The 16,506-nt window shown below is 45.2% G+C and carries 12 protein-coding genes and 5 pseudogenes; 9 read left to right on the forward strand and 8 right to left on the reverse strand.

Annotated elements, in window-relative coordinates:
- Positions 1–79 precede the first annotated feature (79 nt).
- From PKHYL_RS01675 to PKHYL_RS01685, 3 genes are all read left to right on the forward strand, one after another.
- Positions 80–718 carry a carbonic anhydrase gene (locus tag PKHYL_RS01675; RefSeq protein ID WP_093067434.1) on the forward strand — a complete coding sequence of 213 codons (639 nt, stop codon included), beginning with the start codon at positions 80–82 and terminating at the stop codon, positions 716–718.
- Between the two features lie 151 nt (positions 719–869).
- Positions 870–1,430 carry a lactoylglutathione lyase gene (gene gloA / locus PKHYL_RS01680; protein ID WP_240365830.1) on the forward strand — a complete coding sequence of 187 codons (561 nt, stop codon included), beginning with the start codon at positions 870–872 and terminating at the stop codon, positions 1,428–1,430.
- 282 nt (positions 1,431–1,712) lie between these two features.
- Positions 1,713–2,375, forward strand: coding sequence for a mechanosensitive ion channel family protein (locus tag PKHYL_RS01685; RefSeq protein WP_240365831.1), 663 nt, complete (start codon positions 1,713–1,715; stop codon positions 2,373–2,375).
- A 386-nt stretch (positions 2,376–2,761) separates the two neighbouring features.
- Here the strand turns inward: PKHYL_RS01685 and PKHYL_RS01690 are convergent, their stop codons facing one another.
- The 3 genes from PKHYL_RS01690 to ribA form a co-directional block, all read right to left on the reverse strand.
- Positions 2,762–3,235: a c-type cytochrome gene (locus tag PKHYL_RS01690; protein ID WP_093067440.1), complete on the reverse strand. Its 474-nt coding sequence runs from the start codon at positions 3,233–3,235 to the stop codon at positions 2,762–2,764.
- A gap of 290 nt (positions 3,236–3,525) precedes the next feature.
- Positions 3,526–4,524, reverse strand: a complete 999-nt coding sequence (hemF, locus tag PKHYL_RS01695; RefSeq protein WP_093067444.1) for an oxygen-dependent coproporphyrinogen oxidase — start codon at positions 4,522–4,524, stop codon at positions 3,526–3,528.
- 7 nt (positions 4,525–4,531) lie between these two features.
- On the reverse strand, positions 4,532–5,203 hold the full coding sequence (ribA, locus tag PKHYL_RS01700) for a GTP cyclohydrolase II (RefSeq protein ID WP_093067447.1): 672 nt from the start codon (positions 5,201–5,203) through the stop codon (positions 4,532–4,534).
- A gap of 528 nt (positions 5,204–5,731) precedes the next feature.
- Here ribA and dxs point away from each other — a divergent pair.
- Together dxs and PKHYL_RS01710 are read left to right on the forward strand one after the other, a co-directional pair.
- Positions 5,732–7,788, forward strand: a pseudogene (gene dxs / locus PKHYL_RS01705) (1-deoxy-D-xylulose-5-phosphate synthase).
- Between the two features lie 353 nt (positions 7,789–8,141).
- Positions 8,142–8,970: pseudogene (locus PKHYL_RS01710) on the forward strand (inositol monophosphatase family protein).
- A 17-nt stretch (positions 8,971–8,987) separates the two neighbouring features.
- Here PKHYL_RS01710 and PKHYL_RS01715 read toward each other — a convergent pair.
- Positions 8,988–10,453: pseudogene (locus tag PKHYL_RS01715) on the reverse strand (WS/DGAT/MGAT family O-acyltransferase).
- Between the two features lie 120 nt (positions 10,454–10,573).
- A pseudogene (locus tag PKHYL_RS01720) lies at positions 10,574–11,357 on the reverse strand (thiazole synthase).
- Positions 11,358–11,741: 384 nt separating this feature from the next.
- Between PKHYL_RS01720 and PKHYL_RS01725 the strand changes: the two are divergent.
- The gene (locus tag PKHYL_RS01725) at positions 11,742–11,939 is read left to right on the forward strand and encodes a hypothetical protein (RefSeq protein WP_240365832.1); all 198 of its coding nucleotides are present in this window, start codon (positions 11,742–11,744) and stop codon (positions 11,937–11,939) included.
- A gap of 16 nt (positions 11,940–11,955) precedes the next feature.
- A pseudogene (gspE, locus tag PKHYL_RS01730) lies at positions 11,956–13,297 on the forward strand (type II secretion system ATPase GspE); the annotation flags it as partial.
- 144 nt (positions 13,298–13,441) lie between these two features.
- On the opposite strand, the gene PKHYL_RS01735 reads toward gspE, so the two are convergent.
- From PKHYL_RS01735 to PKHYL_RS17930, 3 genes are all read right to left on the reverse strand, one after another.
- Positions 13,442–13,789 carry a RidA family protein gene (locus PKHYL_RS01735; RefSeq protein WP_240365833.1) on the reverse strand — a complete coding sequence of 116 codons (348 nt, stop codon included), beginning with the start codon at positions 13,787–13,789 and terminating at the stop codon, positions 13,442–13,444.
- Between the two features lie 216 nt (positions 13,790–14,005).
- A complete protein-coding gene (locus PKHYL_RS17925; RefSeq protein WP_332835915.1) occupies positions 14,006–14,254 on the reverse strand; it encodes a hypothetical protein in 249 nt (82 codons plus the stop codon).
- A gap of 23 nt (positions 14,255–14,277) precedes the next feature.
- Positions 14,278–14,826: a DUF4442 domain-containing protein gene (locus tag PKHYL_RS17930; protein ID WP_332835916.1), complete on the reverse strand. Its 549-nt coding sequence runs from the start codon at positions 14,824–14,826 to the stop codon at positions 14,278–14,280.
- A gap of 217 nt (positions 14,827–15,043) precedes the next feature.
- Between PKHYL_RS17930 and PKHYL_RS01745 the strand changes: the two genes are divergently transcribed.
- Both PKHYL_RS01745 and PKHYL_RS01750 read left to right on the forward strand, forming a co-directional pair.
- A complete protein-coding gene (locus PKHYL_RS01745) occupies positions 15,044–15,715 on the forward strand; it encodes a hypothetical protein (protein WP_240365834.1) in 672 nt (223 codons plus the stop codon).
- A 44-nt stretch (positions 15,716–15,759) separates the two neighbouring features.
- Positions 15,760–16,506 (forward strand): AAA family ATPase, encoded by a 747-nt coding sequence (locus tag PKHYL_RS01750; RefSeq protein WP_240365835.1) that lies wholly within the window; start codon positions 15,760–15,762, stop codon positions 16,504–16,506.

Below are 16,506 nucleotides of genomic sequence, written 5' to 3' on the forward strand. Positions count from 1 at the left end.
TCATCTGCCCATTTATGTTTGCATACAAGTATATAAAGCCGTTTATAACTCTCATATTATTGATAATAAAGGATCTCTCATGCCTACTGATATACGTCCAACAACAGGTCAAGAAGCCCTTGAGCTTTTAAAAGAAGGTAATGCCCGTTACGTGGATAGTCTCACCAGTACCGATGAATATATGCAGCGTCGCCCAGAATTGGTCAAGGATCAAAATCCATTGGCGATTATTTTGGGCTGCTCGGATGCACGAGTACCTGTTGAGATTGTTTTTGATCAAGGCTTGGGGGATTTGTTTGTCATACGTGTGGCCGGCAATGTGGTGGCGCCATCACAGATTGGCTCAATCGAATTTGCCGCCGAAGCCTTTGGCACAAAGTTGGTGGTAGTCCTTGGACATTCAAAATGCGGCGCGGTCACGGCCTGCGTTGAGACCTTGATCAATCCTGATCAGAACTATTCTCCTAATTTGCAATCGATCGTTGATCGCATTCGCCCAAGTGTCTATAACTTGCATGAGCTGGCGACCGCCAATGGTCAAGACGTCGATGCCGATGAGTTGGTTGATCGTTCTATCCGTGCCAATGTGCGTATGTCAGTGAGTCAGCTCAGACATGGTTCGCGGGCACTAGAGGACTTGACCAATAGTGGTCAGCTACTTGTTGTCGGTGCTGAGTATGACCTAGAGACAGGTAAGGTGAGGTTCTTAGACAGCTAATATATCTAAACATGAACATACTTTGTTCATATTCTTACAAAACCCTATCAATTATTTTGCCAATTTTTATTATGATGAGAGACAGCAGTGAATCATGACAGTCGTGATTCGCTTATTTATAACACTCTTTTTGAATAACCTTAGGATAACTATGTCTACTAACAATAATAATAATGCGACCATCGCACAGCCTGCGAGCAGTATCAGTACAGATGGCGTCCAGTCAATCTCTACGCAAACGACAGGATTTACTTTCAATCACACTATGCTACGCGTCAAAGATCCTGCCAAGTCATTGGCGTTTTATACTGGCGTGTTGGGTATGACACTGCTTGCGGTCAAAAAATTCCCTGATATGGAATTTGATCTGTATTTCTTGGCAAAGCTAACTGAGAGCGAGCGTGAGAACCTGCCTGCTGGTGATGATTTAGAAATCTTTGCTTTCCGTCAGCGCGGTATCTTAGAGCTGACCCATAATTATGGCACTGAGACAAAAGCTGACTTTAGCTATCATGATGGCAACCAAGACCCTCAAGGCTTTGGACACATTTGTTTTAGCGTACCGAACCTAGATGAAGCCATCGCTTGGTTTGATAAGAACGATGTTGAGTTCAAAAAACGTCCAGAAGACGGCAGCATGAAAAACATTGCCTTTATCAAGGATGTTGATGGCTACTGGATTGAAATCGTACAAGCTGATTTGATGTCATAACTGGCAAAACAGTAGTGAGATGTTCATTTATTTATCCCCTTAAACGCGCGCTAAAACAGCAATAGGAGCAACCCTTTATGCCCACCCCCGACGTGAGTCGCCTATCGAACACGCTAACCGATGGTGTAACCATCTATCAACAAGTGGTCTATACCACGCAAGACTTGGCAAGCGGCTTTATTGAGCGCATTCCATATTTTGTAGCGGCGCTCATTGTGTTGGGGATTTTTTGGCTATTGTCGATACTTTTCAAAAAAGTCGTGCATAAAACCTTAGGCGCGCGTGCGTCATCAAAACTTGGTGAAAGTGTTTCAGCGCATAGGCGGGGCATTGATATTTTTTATTGGCTTTATGATCGCCATGGTTGTTGCTATTCCAGGATTTACACCAGCCAAATTAATCGGCGCGCTGGGTATTGGTTCGGTGGCGATTGGTTTTGCCTTCAAAGACATCTTCCAAAACCTGCTCTCTGGTATTTTATTGCTGATCTCAGAGCCGTTTCGTATTGGTGATCAGATTATCTCAGGCGACTACGAAGGCACCGTTGAAGACATTAAGATTCGTGCAACGACGATTAGAACCTATGATGGTCGGCAAGTAGTGATTCCAAACTCGGAGCTGTATACCTCGGCATTAACCGTCAATACCGCCTACAAACAGCGCCGCTTGCAAGTGGCGGTCGGTATTGGTTATGAGGATGATATCGAAACAGCAAAAGCTGAGATTCTACAAGCTTTGGATAAAGTTGATAGCGTATCGAGAAAAGCGACGCCAAGCGTAATTGCGACAGGGTTTGGCGGCTCTTCTATGGATTTGACAGTACGTTGGTTTATTGATAACGGCACTCAGGCTAATAAAGTCGCTTCTATTCATCAAGTCATTGTAGAAGTCAAAAAGCGCTGGATGCAGCCGGTATCAATATTCCTTTCCCTATACGTACAATAGATTTGAGCGATCCTTCAGTGAAATCTATTGTTAAGCAGATAAATAAGCAGCAAGATGACAATGTTAATGTTAATGTTAATGATGATGATAATGCCAAAAAAGCAGAGACAGAGTAATTTGCTTAGAGCGTTATTTCAAAGAGCTGTCTTCACGTGATGTTTTTTGAGCAATAAAAAACCGTCATATTCAATGATATGGCGGTTTTTTTGTCTTTCTACAAACTATAGTGAATTCAGTATAAAAACGATACAGTGGGACTGGGATAAATTTTTCGCAGCATCGAGCAGCGTAGGCACAGCACGTAAGGAAAATTTAGACCAGTTCCACCTTGATATATAATGTATCTGTTTTATTTAGGATTGATTATACTAGGCCAGTACAAAAAGTTAGTCATTCTTTGCTCTAAATTCGGTATGGCACGATTTACAACTTGCACCCACTTCACCAAAGGCAGCCTGGACGTCTTCGACACTAGTAGCCGACTGTGCAGCAGCATTTAGCTCAGCCGTCACTTTTTGAAAGTTGTCCGCTTCAGCACCGAAACCATCAGCATTTGACCATACGGCTTCAGTCGCGTTGCCCATGGCTTCTTGGTTTTCAAAGTGACTCCAAGGGTTTGCCGCATCTTCTGCCAAGAATGATGCCTGCTCTTTGAAAACCGCCGCATCAAAGGTATCAGGGGCTTTGACCATATCACCCATGACCCCCATCGCATCGCCCCAGCTTTTCATGCTGTCTTGGCGCGCTTTGATATCAGGATCGTCGCCTGCACCGCTACACGCTGTCAAACCCAGCGCCGCTGCCATTAAGGTGATGCTAAAAAAAGATTTCAAAGATTTTTTGGTATAAACCTGTGCCATATGACTTACTCCTTTAAACGTGGCTAATAGTAGGCATCGCTATCACGCTTGCCTTACCTCAAATATTATTATAAAAATATTTCTTAAGATTCTTTTGCGCACAGTGGCTGCGAAAGAGTCTCTACTATTGTAGCGTTTGTCGGCAGAATGGGAGCAATATAATGTTATATCCTCGTAATCATCGGATGATATAAGACCCCTTTAGCAAAACGTTTGTTAGATATAAAAAAGGCCAACGATAATCGCTGACCTACACTCTCAAACCTAACATTCTTGAGCTTTAAAAAAGCTTAGAGAGCCAACCAATCACGCGGCTTGAGATAATAATCAGTCAACTCAAACTCAGGTGTGCCCTCAGCCGGCTCAAACCGATAATGCCAGCTGGCAAGAGGTGGCATACTGACTAAGATCGACTCAATACGGCCGTTACTTTGTAAGCCAAATAAAGTGCCACGATCGTAGACCAGATTGTACTCTACATAACGGCCACGGCGATAGAGCTGAAACTCACGCTGTGCTTCGGTATAAGGCATATCTTTACGCTGCTCAAAAATCGGCATGATACCGTCAAGGTAACCATTGCCAACGGCCTTCATAAAGTTAAAGCAAGTCTCAAAATCCCAGCCGCGACTCTCTGTACTGACGTCGTCATAAAACAAACCACCGATACCACGCTGCTCATCGCGGTGACGCAGATGAAAATACTCATCGCACCACTGTTTGAAATCAGCATAAATATGGTCACCGAAAGGCGCGCATAGATCATGACAGACCTGATGCCAGTGTACACAATCGGCGAGTACGGGGTAGAAAGGCGTCAAATCAAAGCCGCCGCCAAACCACCAAATCGGCGCTTCGCCTTCTGCTTCTGCCACGAACAAACGTACGTTAGCGTGGCTGGTTGGGACATTTGGGTTTTTGGGATGTACCACTAAGGACACGCCCATGGCTTGCGCTTTGCGACCAGCGATATTAGGGTGGCGTGCAGTGGCAGAAGCAGGCAAATTGTGGACATGGATATGACTGAACATCACGCCTGCTTTTTCGATGACCGTGCCATCTGTCAATACGCACGAACGACCGCCGCCACCCTCTTTGCGCTCCCAATCGTCAGGGACGAAAGTTGCATTGCCGCCGCCATCGCGTTCTTGTGCCTCTAAGGCGTCGCAGATACGAGCCTGCAGGTCCACCAAAAACGCCCGTACGCGCAGGATGTCTTGATTGGTTGGCGTGGTCTCTGACGCTACGGTTGAGAGGTCTGCTTGGTTATCTATATTTGAAATACTCATAAGACATCTATTTATTTAGGTGTATGGCTGTATTAAAATCTTTATCGAGCATGTGCCCCATACGATCGCGTTTGGTTGCTAGATATTCAGCGTTCATATCGTTGACACCGACCAACAATGGCACCCGTTCGACAACGTCAATACCGTGCTCCGTCAAATAAGCAACTTTGTTTGGATTGTTGGTGATGAGTCTGACAGCGTTGACACCGATATGGGCAAGCATCGGACCACACATATCATAGATACGCGCATCAGCAGGCAAGCCTAACATGAGATTGGCATCCAGCGTGTCGTGTCCCTGATCTTGGAGGGCATAAGCGCGAATCTTGTTAGTCAGACCGATACCGCGACCTTCTTGACGCAAATACAAAATCGCACCGCAACCTGACTCTTGGATGGCTTGCATGGCAGTATTGAGCTGTGGTCCGCAGTCACACTTTAATGAGCTAAACGCATCGCCTGTTAGGCACTCAGAATGAATCCGAACCAGCGGAATTGGTCTTTGCGACGACGTGTCATCTGAGCTAGGTGCTGTCATTGTGCCTGTCGTTTGATCGACCACAGACAGACCGACGGTCAGCATGACATGCTCTTGGCCTTCGTCGTTTTCAAAGATATGAATATCAAACTCGCCATGACGAGTGGGTAGTTTGGCACTAGTGATAAATTGATATGACATTACTGTCCTGCATAAGCCTATAATCGTGGCGGTAAAGGGTTTGTGATAATGCTATTAAACCCGCGATAACATTCTAGCCTGAACGATAAGGCCAAGATGATAGCAGTATAACCCTTTCATAAAGAACGCGTGCTTATTGTATTTATTATAAAAACACACAAAGTTCACAGACGACGCACGATGATTAAAGCGACAATTAAAATGCTATTATGCCATACTATTTTGGTGGATACAGTGACAAGTCTTTATCCTTACATTACTATGTCGTCACTAACATCCGATATTGATGCAAAATAATAGGGCATAATAATAGTCCTTGGTATTAAAGCACGTAGTTTTGAGGCACGATCTACTGTGGTAGCGTGTTCATATGATACGTAGCGCAGCTATATACACGTAAAGTTGCATGAATAATTATATGGTCGATTACATCAATAATGATGTAGATATTATTGACGTCTCTCAATTGTAGCTATTGCTATATTGGAGACACGTCTTGTCAGCAGATTGGTAGGTATCGTACGGTTTATGCAGCAGTCACTTCATTCCCCAAAGTCTCAGTCCTCATCTGCATCAGTATCTGATTCTGCCGCCCAGCTATCGAGCTTACAGCAGACTTATACTGTGATTCCTCGCGTGCGTCCGCATACGCCATTGCTTGATGCCATTAACACACCTTCTGATATGAATACGCTTTCAACCACTCAGCTGATTACGCTGGCTGATGAACTGCGTCTTTTTTGTTGTATTCAGCAGGACAAAGCGGTGGGCATTTTGGCGCCAATTTGGGTGTGATTGAGCTGACGATTGTATTGCATTATCTACTTGATGCTCCGCAGGATCAGATAGTGTGGGATGTGGGTCATCAGGCCTATGCACACAAAGTCCTGACCGGTCGCCGTGAGCAGCTGGCAACGATCAGATCAAAAGATGGTCTGACTGCATTCCCAGAGCGTGCAGAGTCTATCTACGATACATTTGGCGTTGGGCATTCATCAACCTCTATCTCAGCCGGTTTGGGCATGAGCTTGGCGCTGCGCTATCAAGGCCTCGCGCAAACGGTTGCTTGTATCATTGGTGATGGTGCGATGACTGGTGGTATGGCTTTTGAGGCCATGAACGATGCAGTCCAACAAGATGCCGATCTACTAGTCATTTTGAACGACAACGATATGTCGATTTCTTGTTCTATCGGTGGTTTTTCGCGGCATTTAGCGATGCTTTGGGAGTCGGGCTACCAAGTCGATATCTCTGAGTCAGGTGAGCCTGTGCTTTGCCAGCGTCCTGATATGCAAGCATTTGATCGCCGCAAACGTCACAAAGAGATGCGTGATGTACCGCAATTAGAAGATAACTTATTTAAAGCGATTGGCTTTACCTATTTTGGTCCGTTTGATGGACACAATATCCCTGAGCTACTACGTGTGTTGTCAATTGCCAAGCAAGTCAAAGGGCCTGTTTTGGTACATATCTATACCACCAAAGGCAAAGGCTTTGCACCAGCAGAACTAGATCCGGTCGGCTATCACGCGATTAGTAAGCTACCAGCAGAGATTCATAATGAGTCTCAGAGCATATCTGCAGAAGCATTAAAGCAAAACACAAAACCTGCGCTAAAATACTCGCAAGTATTTGGTAATTTTTTATGCGATAAAGCGGCTGAAGACGATAAGTTGCTCGCGATTACCCCTGCTATGGAAGAAGGCTCGGGCATGATTGACTTTGCTCGTCATTTTCCAACACGCTTTTTTGATGTGGCTATTGCCGAACAACATGCGGTTACGCTAGCGGCCGGTATGGCAACGCAAGGTGTCAAACCTATTGTGGCGATTTACTCGACGTTCTTACAGCGCGGATACGATCAGCTGATTCATGACGTGGCGCTACAGAATCTCGATGTCATGTTTGCAATTGACCGTGCAGGCCTCGTTGGTGAAGATGGTGCCACGCATGCAGGCGTGTTTGATTTTAGCTTTTTACGTTGTATCCCGAATATAGTGATTGCTGCGCCAAAAGATGAAAACGAATGCTATCATCTGCTCAATACTTGCTATGAGTATCAAGGTTGTACGGCGGTGCGTTATCCACGTGGTACCGGTACAGGCGCCGTTATCGAGCAGCCAGCACAGACTTATAAAATCGGTGAAGCCGTTATTGAGTCAGTATTGGGCAGCAATGATGCGCCTTATAAGCTAGCACTATTGGCTTTTGGTACGATGGTTGCGACTGCTCAGCAAGCGGCCGAGAGCTTAACCAGTGATGATACAGCGTTAGAGTGTCAGGTACATGTGGTCAATATGCGCTGGGTAAAACCGTTAGATACAGCTATGCTTGAGAGTTTACTGGCGCAAGGGGTGACGCATATCGCAACCATAGAAGAGCATATGATTATGGGTGGCGCTGGTAGTGCAGTGAATGAATACTTGCTCAATGAATCGGCTGCTTTTAAACGTCAGCGTCCAGCTGTTAACAACATCGGTATTCCTGATCGCTTTATCGCGCATGGCTCACAGGCAGAGCAGTGGGCTGATTGTGGTTTAGATGTGATAGGTGTTATTAAGCAGCTTAAGCAACTGTTGTCGTAAATTTTACTTTTTAGATTTGCAGTATTATTTACAAATTATTGTTTTAAAAGCTATTACTGTAAACAGATACTCGCTCTTTAAACAGAGCAAACGCCTGCTAGCCGTAGGTGCCAACTTTTTTACAACTTGCGCAGTTTGTATGACCACCAAAATATTGGCTTGGTCAGCGTGACGGTTTTTTCGTTTTTATCGAACAATTTTAGTATAATGCGGGTGTCGTTTATAAGTTTTTATTTATAAAAGATACGTTTTTAATCGCATAGATGTGGTGTGATGCGGCGGCTGTTTGGCATGTTGTGGGCACAGAGTTGGTTTTATTTTTTATATTCATTCATCAAGCAAATAGGTTATTTATGGAACCCATGGTCGTCATCGCAGCGCGTACTGCTGAAAAAAGTTGGTAAAGAGATTTTATATGCGCATCAAAACCGTCACAAAATCGAGTTAGATATCGAGTCTAAAGGACTTGATGGTCTGGTGACGCGCATCGATCGCTTTAGCGAAGAGCTCACGATTGAAACGCTAAAAGCCAGCTATCCGAATCATTCATTTTTGGGTGAAGAGTTTGGTATGCAAGAAGGTCGCGGCGAAGACGCCGACTGGTGCTGGATTATCGATCCGCTAGACGGTACTAAGAACTTCGTTCATGGTGTACCGCAGTTCTGCGTATCTATCGCTGTACAGCACAAAGGCGTGACGCAGCACGGTGTCATTTATGACCCAGTCCGTGATGAGATGTTCTCTGCTAGCCGTGGTAAAGGCGCACGTTTGAACCAACGCCGCATTAACGTCAGCGAACGCAAAACCATCGATGGTGGGTTTTTTACCACAGGTCATCCGCTTGAGCGTAAGCGTAATGGCGAAGTGATCTCTTATGCCAAGCAGCACTTTGAGAGCTTGCAAAAGATATCGGAAGCCGGTGGTCAAGTACGCCGTCTAGGATCAGCGGCGCTTGATTTGTGTTATGTTGCTGCTGGACGCTTTGATGGCTATTTTGAAATGTCGATTAAGCCTTGGGATATTGCAGCAGGTGAGCTTATCGTCACTGAAGCACGCGGCGTGGTGGTCGATCATACTGGCGCGCACAACTCTATGACCTCAGGCTCTATCTTTGCTTGTAACGTCAAACTGCTCAAGCCATTGATGCAAACCGTCGTGCCAATTTGGGGCGATGTGCTCTAATTATAAAATAAGCAGGCTTAAACGCTGAGCGAGTCAAACATAAAAAAGCTGGTTCCGTTAAGAAGCCAGCTTTTTTGCTTTTTAGCGCGTTTGTCTTCGACCGTAATACCTTGAAACGCCAACTCTTGACTGACAGTTTCTAACAACTGTAGCTCTTCTTCTATCAGCATGAGCATGTCTTGGACACGCGGTAATGCTTTACTGCAAGCAGTGATGCCAAACTCAATTCTATCTAAATAACTGGTCAAAGTAATATTCATGGCTTGACCGTTGAATACGATAGAAGCGGGATACAGTGATTGTAAGCGCGCGCCATTCCAATATAGCGGCTTCTCAGAACCAGGAACGTGAGAGATGATAAGGTTGAAGGCTTGTTTTTTGGGAAAGATACCAGTCGCCAAGTTGATACCTTGCCATGCATAGGCGATGACGCTGTAATTAATGACTTGCGCTTGATTCATACGGCGAAAGCGACGTTTGCCATTATTCATACTACGATGGATCAGCTCCAATCTGCGTAATGGGTTGTCCAAATGTGTGCCCAAATTCGCTAGTACAAATGACAGCTGATTGCCCGATATACTATCATCAGTACGCAGTGACATCGGTACAAACGCAATCAGCGGCTTGCTGGGTAGAGCATCCATTGAGATCAAATAACGACGAATAGCGCCAGCACAGACGGCTAATACCACATCGTTTCTACTGATTTTTAATCTTTCGGCAATTTTATTAAAGCGCTGTATGTCATAAGACTGCGCCGAGATACGACGTGATGCGGAAATGCGCCTGTTCAAAATGCTCATCGGCGCGTCAAACGTACCGACATAGCCTTCATCACCATAGTTTTTCAGATTGTCTATCAGTTCTGTAAATACCGGTTTGATGGTAGATATCTGCTCTTTCATGATGCGCCTGATAGATCTTTCGGCAGGCAAAATAGCATTCATTTGATTACGGTGACGCGCCATCAGTGACCATACTGGTAGCGAGACGGGTTCGGTAGGGGATTGTGATAAGGATTTTTTTACCAAACGCATGGCAGCGATACCATCAACGAGCGAGTGATGAATCTTAAAATACCAAGCAAAACGTTCAGGCCCACCTTCTACTTCTGGCTCAATTCCTTCTATGACATGGCATTCCCAGAGAGGCATCGCACGATCCAGCAGTCGCCCATGCTCTCTTGAGACATACATCAACAGCTCACGAATACGCCCAGGACTCGGTAGCGCCACATGATGTAAATGATGCTCTACATCAAAATCTTTGTCTTTTTCCAAAACACCAAATGCTCTAGCACCTGATTGAACGGAAAGCTCGGCGGTACATCAGATTCTTGCATTTGTTTTACCAGCTGATAAACAAAGTCGCTATCAGCGCCCTCGGGTAATTCAAATAAAAACAATCCGCCAACGTGCATTGGTTGTTTACGCGACTCAAGAAGTAAGAACAACTGGTCGACTGCTGTGAGAAGTCGCATAATAAATCCTTTTATGACGATAATGAATAAAAATGATAACTGACGGCGTGCTGACCCAATCAGATTTCCGTCTTATTATTTTATAATCGGTTTTTTGTTAGGGGTGACCCGAGCAAGCGCTTACTGGAAAAAATAGCCCGTCTGCGGTGAGCTGGCAGTTGCCATCTTACGCATTGGCATACGACCTGCCAAAAATGCGGCGCGGCCTGCCCATACGGCATGTTTCATGGCATGTGCCATCATCACAGGGTTTTGTGCATGGGCAATTGCTGAATTCATCAGAACGCCATCACAGCCAAGCTCCATGGCAATTGCAGCATCAGAGGCAGTACCGACACCTGCATCGACCAACACAGGTACTTTGGCGTTTTCGATGATGAGGCTGAGGGTATGGCGATTAAGCAAACCAAGCCCCGAGCCAATCAAGCTACCAAGTGGCATAATAGCGACGCAGCCCATGCTCTCTAACTCTTGGGCGACGATAGGATCATCTGAGCTATAGACCATGACTTCAAAGCCATCATCGACCAGTACTTGCGCCGCTTTTAAGGTCTCAGTGATATTAGGATAAAGGGTTTTTTCATCGCCCAATACCTCAAGCTTGACCAGATTGTGCCCGTCCAATAACTCGCGCGCAAGTTTGCACGTACGAATGGCAGTTTCGGCATCGAAGCAGCCAGCCGTGTTCGGCAAAATCGTGTATTTGTCAGGGGGAGATGACATCGAGCAAGTTTGGCTCGTCGCTGTTTTGTCCGATATTGGTACGGCGAATAGCGACGGTCACGATTTCTGCTGCCGAAGCGGCAATGGCTTCTCCAGTCTCGCTCAGGTCTTTATATTTGCCTGTACCGACCAGCAGGCGAGAGGAAAAGGTACGACTACCAACAGTAAAGGTATCTTGCAAAAGTGGTGTCGGGTGAGTAGCAGTGCTAACGGTCTCTGACATAACTAAAAATCCTAATGGCGAGCGGGCAAGGTGGACAGAAAAAATATAACGAGATTTCTAAGTAATATTAAAAAAGTGCAGTAGACAATAATAGCGCACTGTTAGCAAAATAAAAAATCGCATGATAAGTTGGCTATATATACCGTAAAAATAGGCGAGTGGCGATACATAAAAAACGCCGACCACATAAAATAATACGCGTCTAAAACAAAATGTTATTATAACAAACTCATGCAATCTTACTTGCAATCTTTTTGGGCTTGGTCAGTCAAGCTCAGTGTATTTACAGTGCTTTGGTGTGATTGTCTATTTGACACTATCTCTATTTATTAGGTTGTCTTTATGATGCAGTTGCCGTACAGCTTTGCGAAACGCCATCAGATTTTGGCCATACTCGCCATTGACCCTGAGTTGCCACCAACTTTGGTATTGACGAAAGCCACCCCATTATCCGCAATCAATGAAGCGGTGCGGTTTTTGCAGCAGCAAGGCAGTCGCGGCGTACCAACTTACGAAAGTGTCAGCTCGGATGATTTTTGAAAAACGTATGAACGCGGCTTACGCTGGGAATACCGGAGAGTCGCAGCATATCGCTGCTGGGCTTGAGGATCATCCGGATCTTGATAGTTTAGCAGATAGCGTCCCTGAGACTGAAGACTTGATGGATCAGCAAGATGATGCGCCGATTATTCGTCTGATTAATGCGCTGTTGTCAGAAGCCATTCGCCTAAATGCCTCGGACATTCATATCGAAACTTTTGAAAAACGCTTGGTGGTTCGCTTTCGAGTCGATGGCGAGCTTAAAGAAATTATCACGCCAAAACGCCAACTGGCTCCGTTATTAGTCTCGCGTATCAAAGTCATGGCCAAGCTGGATATCGCTGAAAAGCGTGTACCGCAAGATGGGCGTATTAGCTTACGACTGGCAGGGCGAGAAGTTGATGTGCGTGTATCGACACTGCCGTCGAGCTTTGGCGAGCGCGTGGTGATGCGTCTACTAGACAAGCAAGCGGGACGTCTTAACATGACGTATTTGGGACTATCTGATAATGACTATACCGAGCTGAAGCGCTTGATTCATCGTCCGCATGGCATTATTTTGGTCACAGGGCCGACGGGGTCAGGTAAGACCACCACGCTATATTCGGCATTGACTGATTTGAATGACCAAACGCGCAATATCTTGACCGCCGAAGATCCCATTGAGTTCCAGCTCGACGGTATCGGACAGACACAGGTTAATAATAAGGTGGATATGACCTTTGCCAAAAGTCTGCGTGCGATGTTGCGTCAAGATCCAGATGTGGTGATGGTGGGTGAGATTCGCGATTTAGAGACGGCAGAGATCGCTGTACAGGCGTCTTTGACAGGGCATTTGGTTTTATCAACGCTGCATACCAATACCGCGATTGGCGCGGTCACTCGCTTGCAAGATATGGGTGTTGAGCCATTTTTATTATCGTCGTCACTGATCGGCGTGGTGGCACAGCGCTTGGTGCGTACTTTATGCTCACATTGTCATGGCTGGCAGGCAGCGGACACCGAACAAGCCAAACTTTTTACCGAAATTGGTATTGAGAAAGTATTGGACAGCGATATTGAAAATGCAACAAGTAAGGCGATTCGTCTACCCAAGCCAGTAGGCTGCGATAAATGCAATCAGTCAGGGGTTTAAAGGACGTACGGCGATATATGAAGTCGTACCAGTTGATGATACGCTGCGCCGTATGATTCATAGTAATACCGCTGAGTATGAGTTAGAAGCGTATGCTCGCCAGCAGACACCATCGATTCGCGCGGATGGTCTACGTAAAGTGATAGAAGGGCGCACGACATTAGAAGAGGTGCTGAGAGTGACGAAAGAAAGCGCCCTAACGGATGACACGATACTGGTATAAATGCTTAGCTATAAATAATGAGAAACAGTATTTGGAGAACAGTGTCTAGAGAGTAATGTCTGAAAAGCAGAAAAAGATAACTGAGCGAAATAGCCAGTTATCTGATCTTTTTCGAAATTAACAGGGTAACGTTTTCAACTGCTATTACTTGGCAGCGATGCACTCAATCTCAACGCTCGCTCCTGCGGCCAACTCCGATACGCCGAACGCTGAGCGTGCAGGATAAGGTTTGGACAGTTCCATCTTGTAGGCTTTATTAAAGTCATCGAAGTCATCCATATCTGCCAGCATGGCTGTGCATTTGATCAGGTCGGATTTTTGATAACCGTATTTGGATAGCGTGTTCTGGATATTATCTAGTGTTTGTTTGGTTTCAGCGTCGATACCGCCTTTGACCAACTTGCCGTCTTTAATACCAATTTGTCCCGACATATATAATGTATTGCCAACACGTACGGCTTCTGAGAAAGGGTAGGGACCGCCATCACCCAAAAAAAGTTGGGCTAGATTTAATATTAGCGGCAGGAGCTGTCGCTGGATTGGCGTTAGCACCAACAGCCAAGCCTAATGAGCACATAGCAACCAGGGTACGATAGGTAAATAGGTGCTAAGTTTGGACATCCTTGTCTCCTTATTAAGTTGATTGATCATAAACATGCTAGATGCGCCACAAAATGCAGATAGCAAATGTTATGTCGGTTTAATCGATTATTTGTTATTAATAGTCTCGTCATCTGCAGAGAGTGTGTCGTCTTGCTCGTTATCTACTGTAGTATCCGTATTATTTTCTGAGGCATTTTCATGTGCTTTGCCTTGGCGGCGTGCCTCTAGTTCAGATTTTGGAATCCAAGCCCAAGTCATCTCCACTACAATCGGGTCGCGGTCACTATCAGATTCACGGTCATCAATGACGCAAGGGATAACCATTTCACCTTTTGGCGTATTTAAAATCTGCAAGCGCTGCTCATCAGATAGGCTGGCTACGGCTGCAATTTGACCTTTTTGATCGGGCGATAAAAATTAACGGAATAAGATTTAATCAGTAGTACGCGATCAGAGGGTAAGTTTAACCCCAAGATAAATCCCGTTGCCGTTTCAGCCAGTAACGTGATGGCTACTGCATGGATTGAGCCAATGTGGTTCTGTACTGCTTTGACATTGTTTAGACTGACGATGACTTGATTGGGCTCAACCATTTCATAGTACACGCCTGTTGTCCCTACGTAGGGTACAACTTTGCCAAAGGCTTTTGAGAGAATACTTGAGCGTGCACTGGCAGGTAGATATTTGGTCACAGACAACAGTTTGGTAAATTGATTACTAATTGGTTTTAGCGTGCTGCTAGGTTTTTCGATGGATGATCTTGTGCTATCAGAGACTTTGGCTGGTTTTTTATTGGTCAGCTTGACGGGCAGTTTTTTTAATAATCCCTGACATACAAATTTCCTTAACGTAGATAAATCGAATGTTGTTTTTGATAGTGGCAAACAGTCACTGTTAGCAAAGCCATTACAAACACTATGGTACATTAACCGCTGCTTTCCTACTATTATTAGCATGAACTGCTGCGCTTATAAAACAGCAGTCATCTATATTGTGTTGCTAGGATATAGTTTTAAATAATTAAAATGGCTCAATGGTGATGCACGGATCTGCTTAGTAGACAATCTCTTACGAGACCACCGCGCTATAATAGCGTGATGTTGGTACGTCTTATTTCATAAATTTTCAATACTGGATGATGCTATGTCTGATATGTCTACTCACGAGCCGACCAATATTATTTATACTGGCGTCGCGGGTACTGGCAAAACCTATCGATTGCTCCAAATCGCGAAGCAATATACCGATTACCTGCCTGAGACAAATAATGAAGCGCTACTTGGGCAGCTGTTGCAAAGCCTAAGCTGGCGTGATGTTGTATGCTTGATATTCTTAGATCTTCAGTCAAAAAAGCAAGATTTGGTAAAAGTACCTGAATTGGTTAATCATATTTTCTTTGCTACAAAAGCACTGCAAAACGATCGAGAGAAAAACCTAAGCAATACCGCTTGGTCTGTATTGCAAATGCACAGTCCTACGACGTCAGACACAGTGAGTTATAAAAACCGTGCCAGCCAAGCATATTTTGATAAAGATAACAGCGGCGCATGGTATTTACTGCCTGAGAGTATGGTGTTGCTAACAGAGTTGTCACAGCAATTGGCGGAGTTTCAGCAGGCACAGCATGATAACCAGTCCAATCAAAACCAAAACTCTGGTCAGCAGCGTTTTAGTATGGTGAGCTTTCATCAGGCTTACGGTTATGAAGAGTTTGTCGAAGGTATTCGTCCTATTGTAAGTAACTCTTCTCAGGCAAATGACAGTCACTCGAGTAATACCCAGATGAGCTACGCCGTTCAAGATGGAGCGTTTTAAAGCTATGCCAGCGTGCCGCGCGTGACCCTCAGCATCGTTACGCGATGTTGATTGATGAGATCAATCGCGCCAATGTGTCACGAGTCTTTGGCGAGCTGCTCAGTTTGATTGAGCCAGACAAGCGCGCTGGCAAACCAAATGCGATGACGATTCATTTGGCGTATTCTGGGCGTGCGTTTAGTGTGCCTGCCAATATTGATATCTACGCCACCATGAACACACAAGATCACTCCCTTGCGCCCCTTGATATGGCACTGCGTCGACGTTTCCGCTTCATTGATTGTCCACCGCAGCCTGAATTATTACCGATAATTGGTGATATCGCTAGCGCGACTGATCGTGCACAAGCAGACACGGTAGATTTAAGCAAATTGCTAACAGGCTTAAACATGCGTATCACACAGACGCTAGGAGCCGAGGCGCAGTTGGGCCATGCTTTTTTATTTTCAGTCGATGATTTAGCTCAATTACAAATGGTGTTGGTCGAACAGATCATTCCGCAGTTGGCGCAAGCTGCGGGCGGTCAAGTGGCTATATTGCAGTATATTTTTAGAGATGAGCAGCAGCCGTTAAGCACCCAGTTTATCCACGATAGCCAAACAATGATAAATAATGATTTGCATGATCCGATGAGTAAGAACCATGCAACGACGCAACATCAAATGTTTGCAGAACAAGGCGCCTTTCTTGGTCAATCGATGAACGTAGGTGGTTATATGATGAATCCTGACCTTATTGCTAAGACTGGTGAGTTTGGCAAGCCCGCTATCTATCAGCGTTTGTACGAGTAA

Source organism: Psychrobacter sp. KH172YL61 (assembly GCF_007182895.1).
GTDB classification, from domain to species: Bacteria; Pseudomonadota; Gammaproteobacteria; order Pseudomonadales; family Moraxellaceae; genus Psychrobacter; species Psychrobacter pacificensis.

Coding starts and splice junctions, on each gene's coding strand:
- PKHYL_RS01675 (WP_093067434.1), top strand. CDS start 80: ATGCCTACTGATATACGTCCAACAACAGGTCAAGAAGCCCTTGAGCTT.
- gloA (WP_240365830.1), top strand. CDS start 870: ATGTCTACTAACAATAATAATAATGCGACCATCGCACAGCCTGCGAGC.
- PKHYL_RS01690 (WP_093067440.1), bottom strand. CDS start 3,235: ATGGCACAGGTTTATACCAAAAAATCTTTGAAATCTTTTTTTAGCATC.
- hemF (WP_093067444.1), bottom strand. CDS start 4,524: ATGAGTATTTCAAATATAGATAACCAAGCAGACCTCTCAACCGTAGCG.
- ribA (WP_093067447.1), bottom strand. CDS start 5,203: ATGTCATATCAATTTATCACTAGTGCCAAACTACCCACTCGTCATGGC.
- PKHYL_RS01725 (WP_240365832.1), top strand. CDS start 11,742: ATGATGCAGTTGCCGTACAGCTTTGCGAAACGCCATCAGATTTTGGCC.
- PKHYL_RS17930 (WP_332835916.1), bottom strand. CDS start 14,826: ATGTACCATAGTGTTTGTAATGGCTTTGCTAACAGTGACTGTTTGCCA.
- PKHYL_RS01745 (WP_240365834.1), top strand. CDS start 15,044: ATGTCTGATATGTCTACTCACGAGCCGACCAATATTATTTATACTGGC.
- PKHYL_RS01750 (WP_240365835.1), top strand. CDS start 15,760: ATGTTGATTGATGAGATCAATCGCGCCAATGTGTCACGAGTCTTTGGC.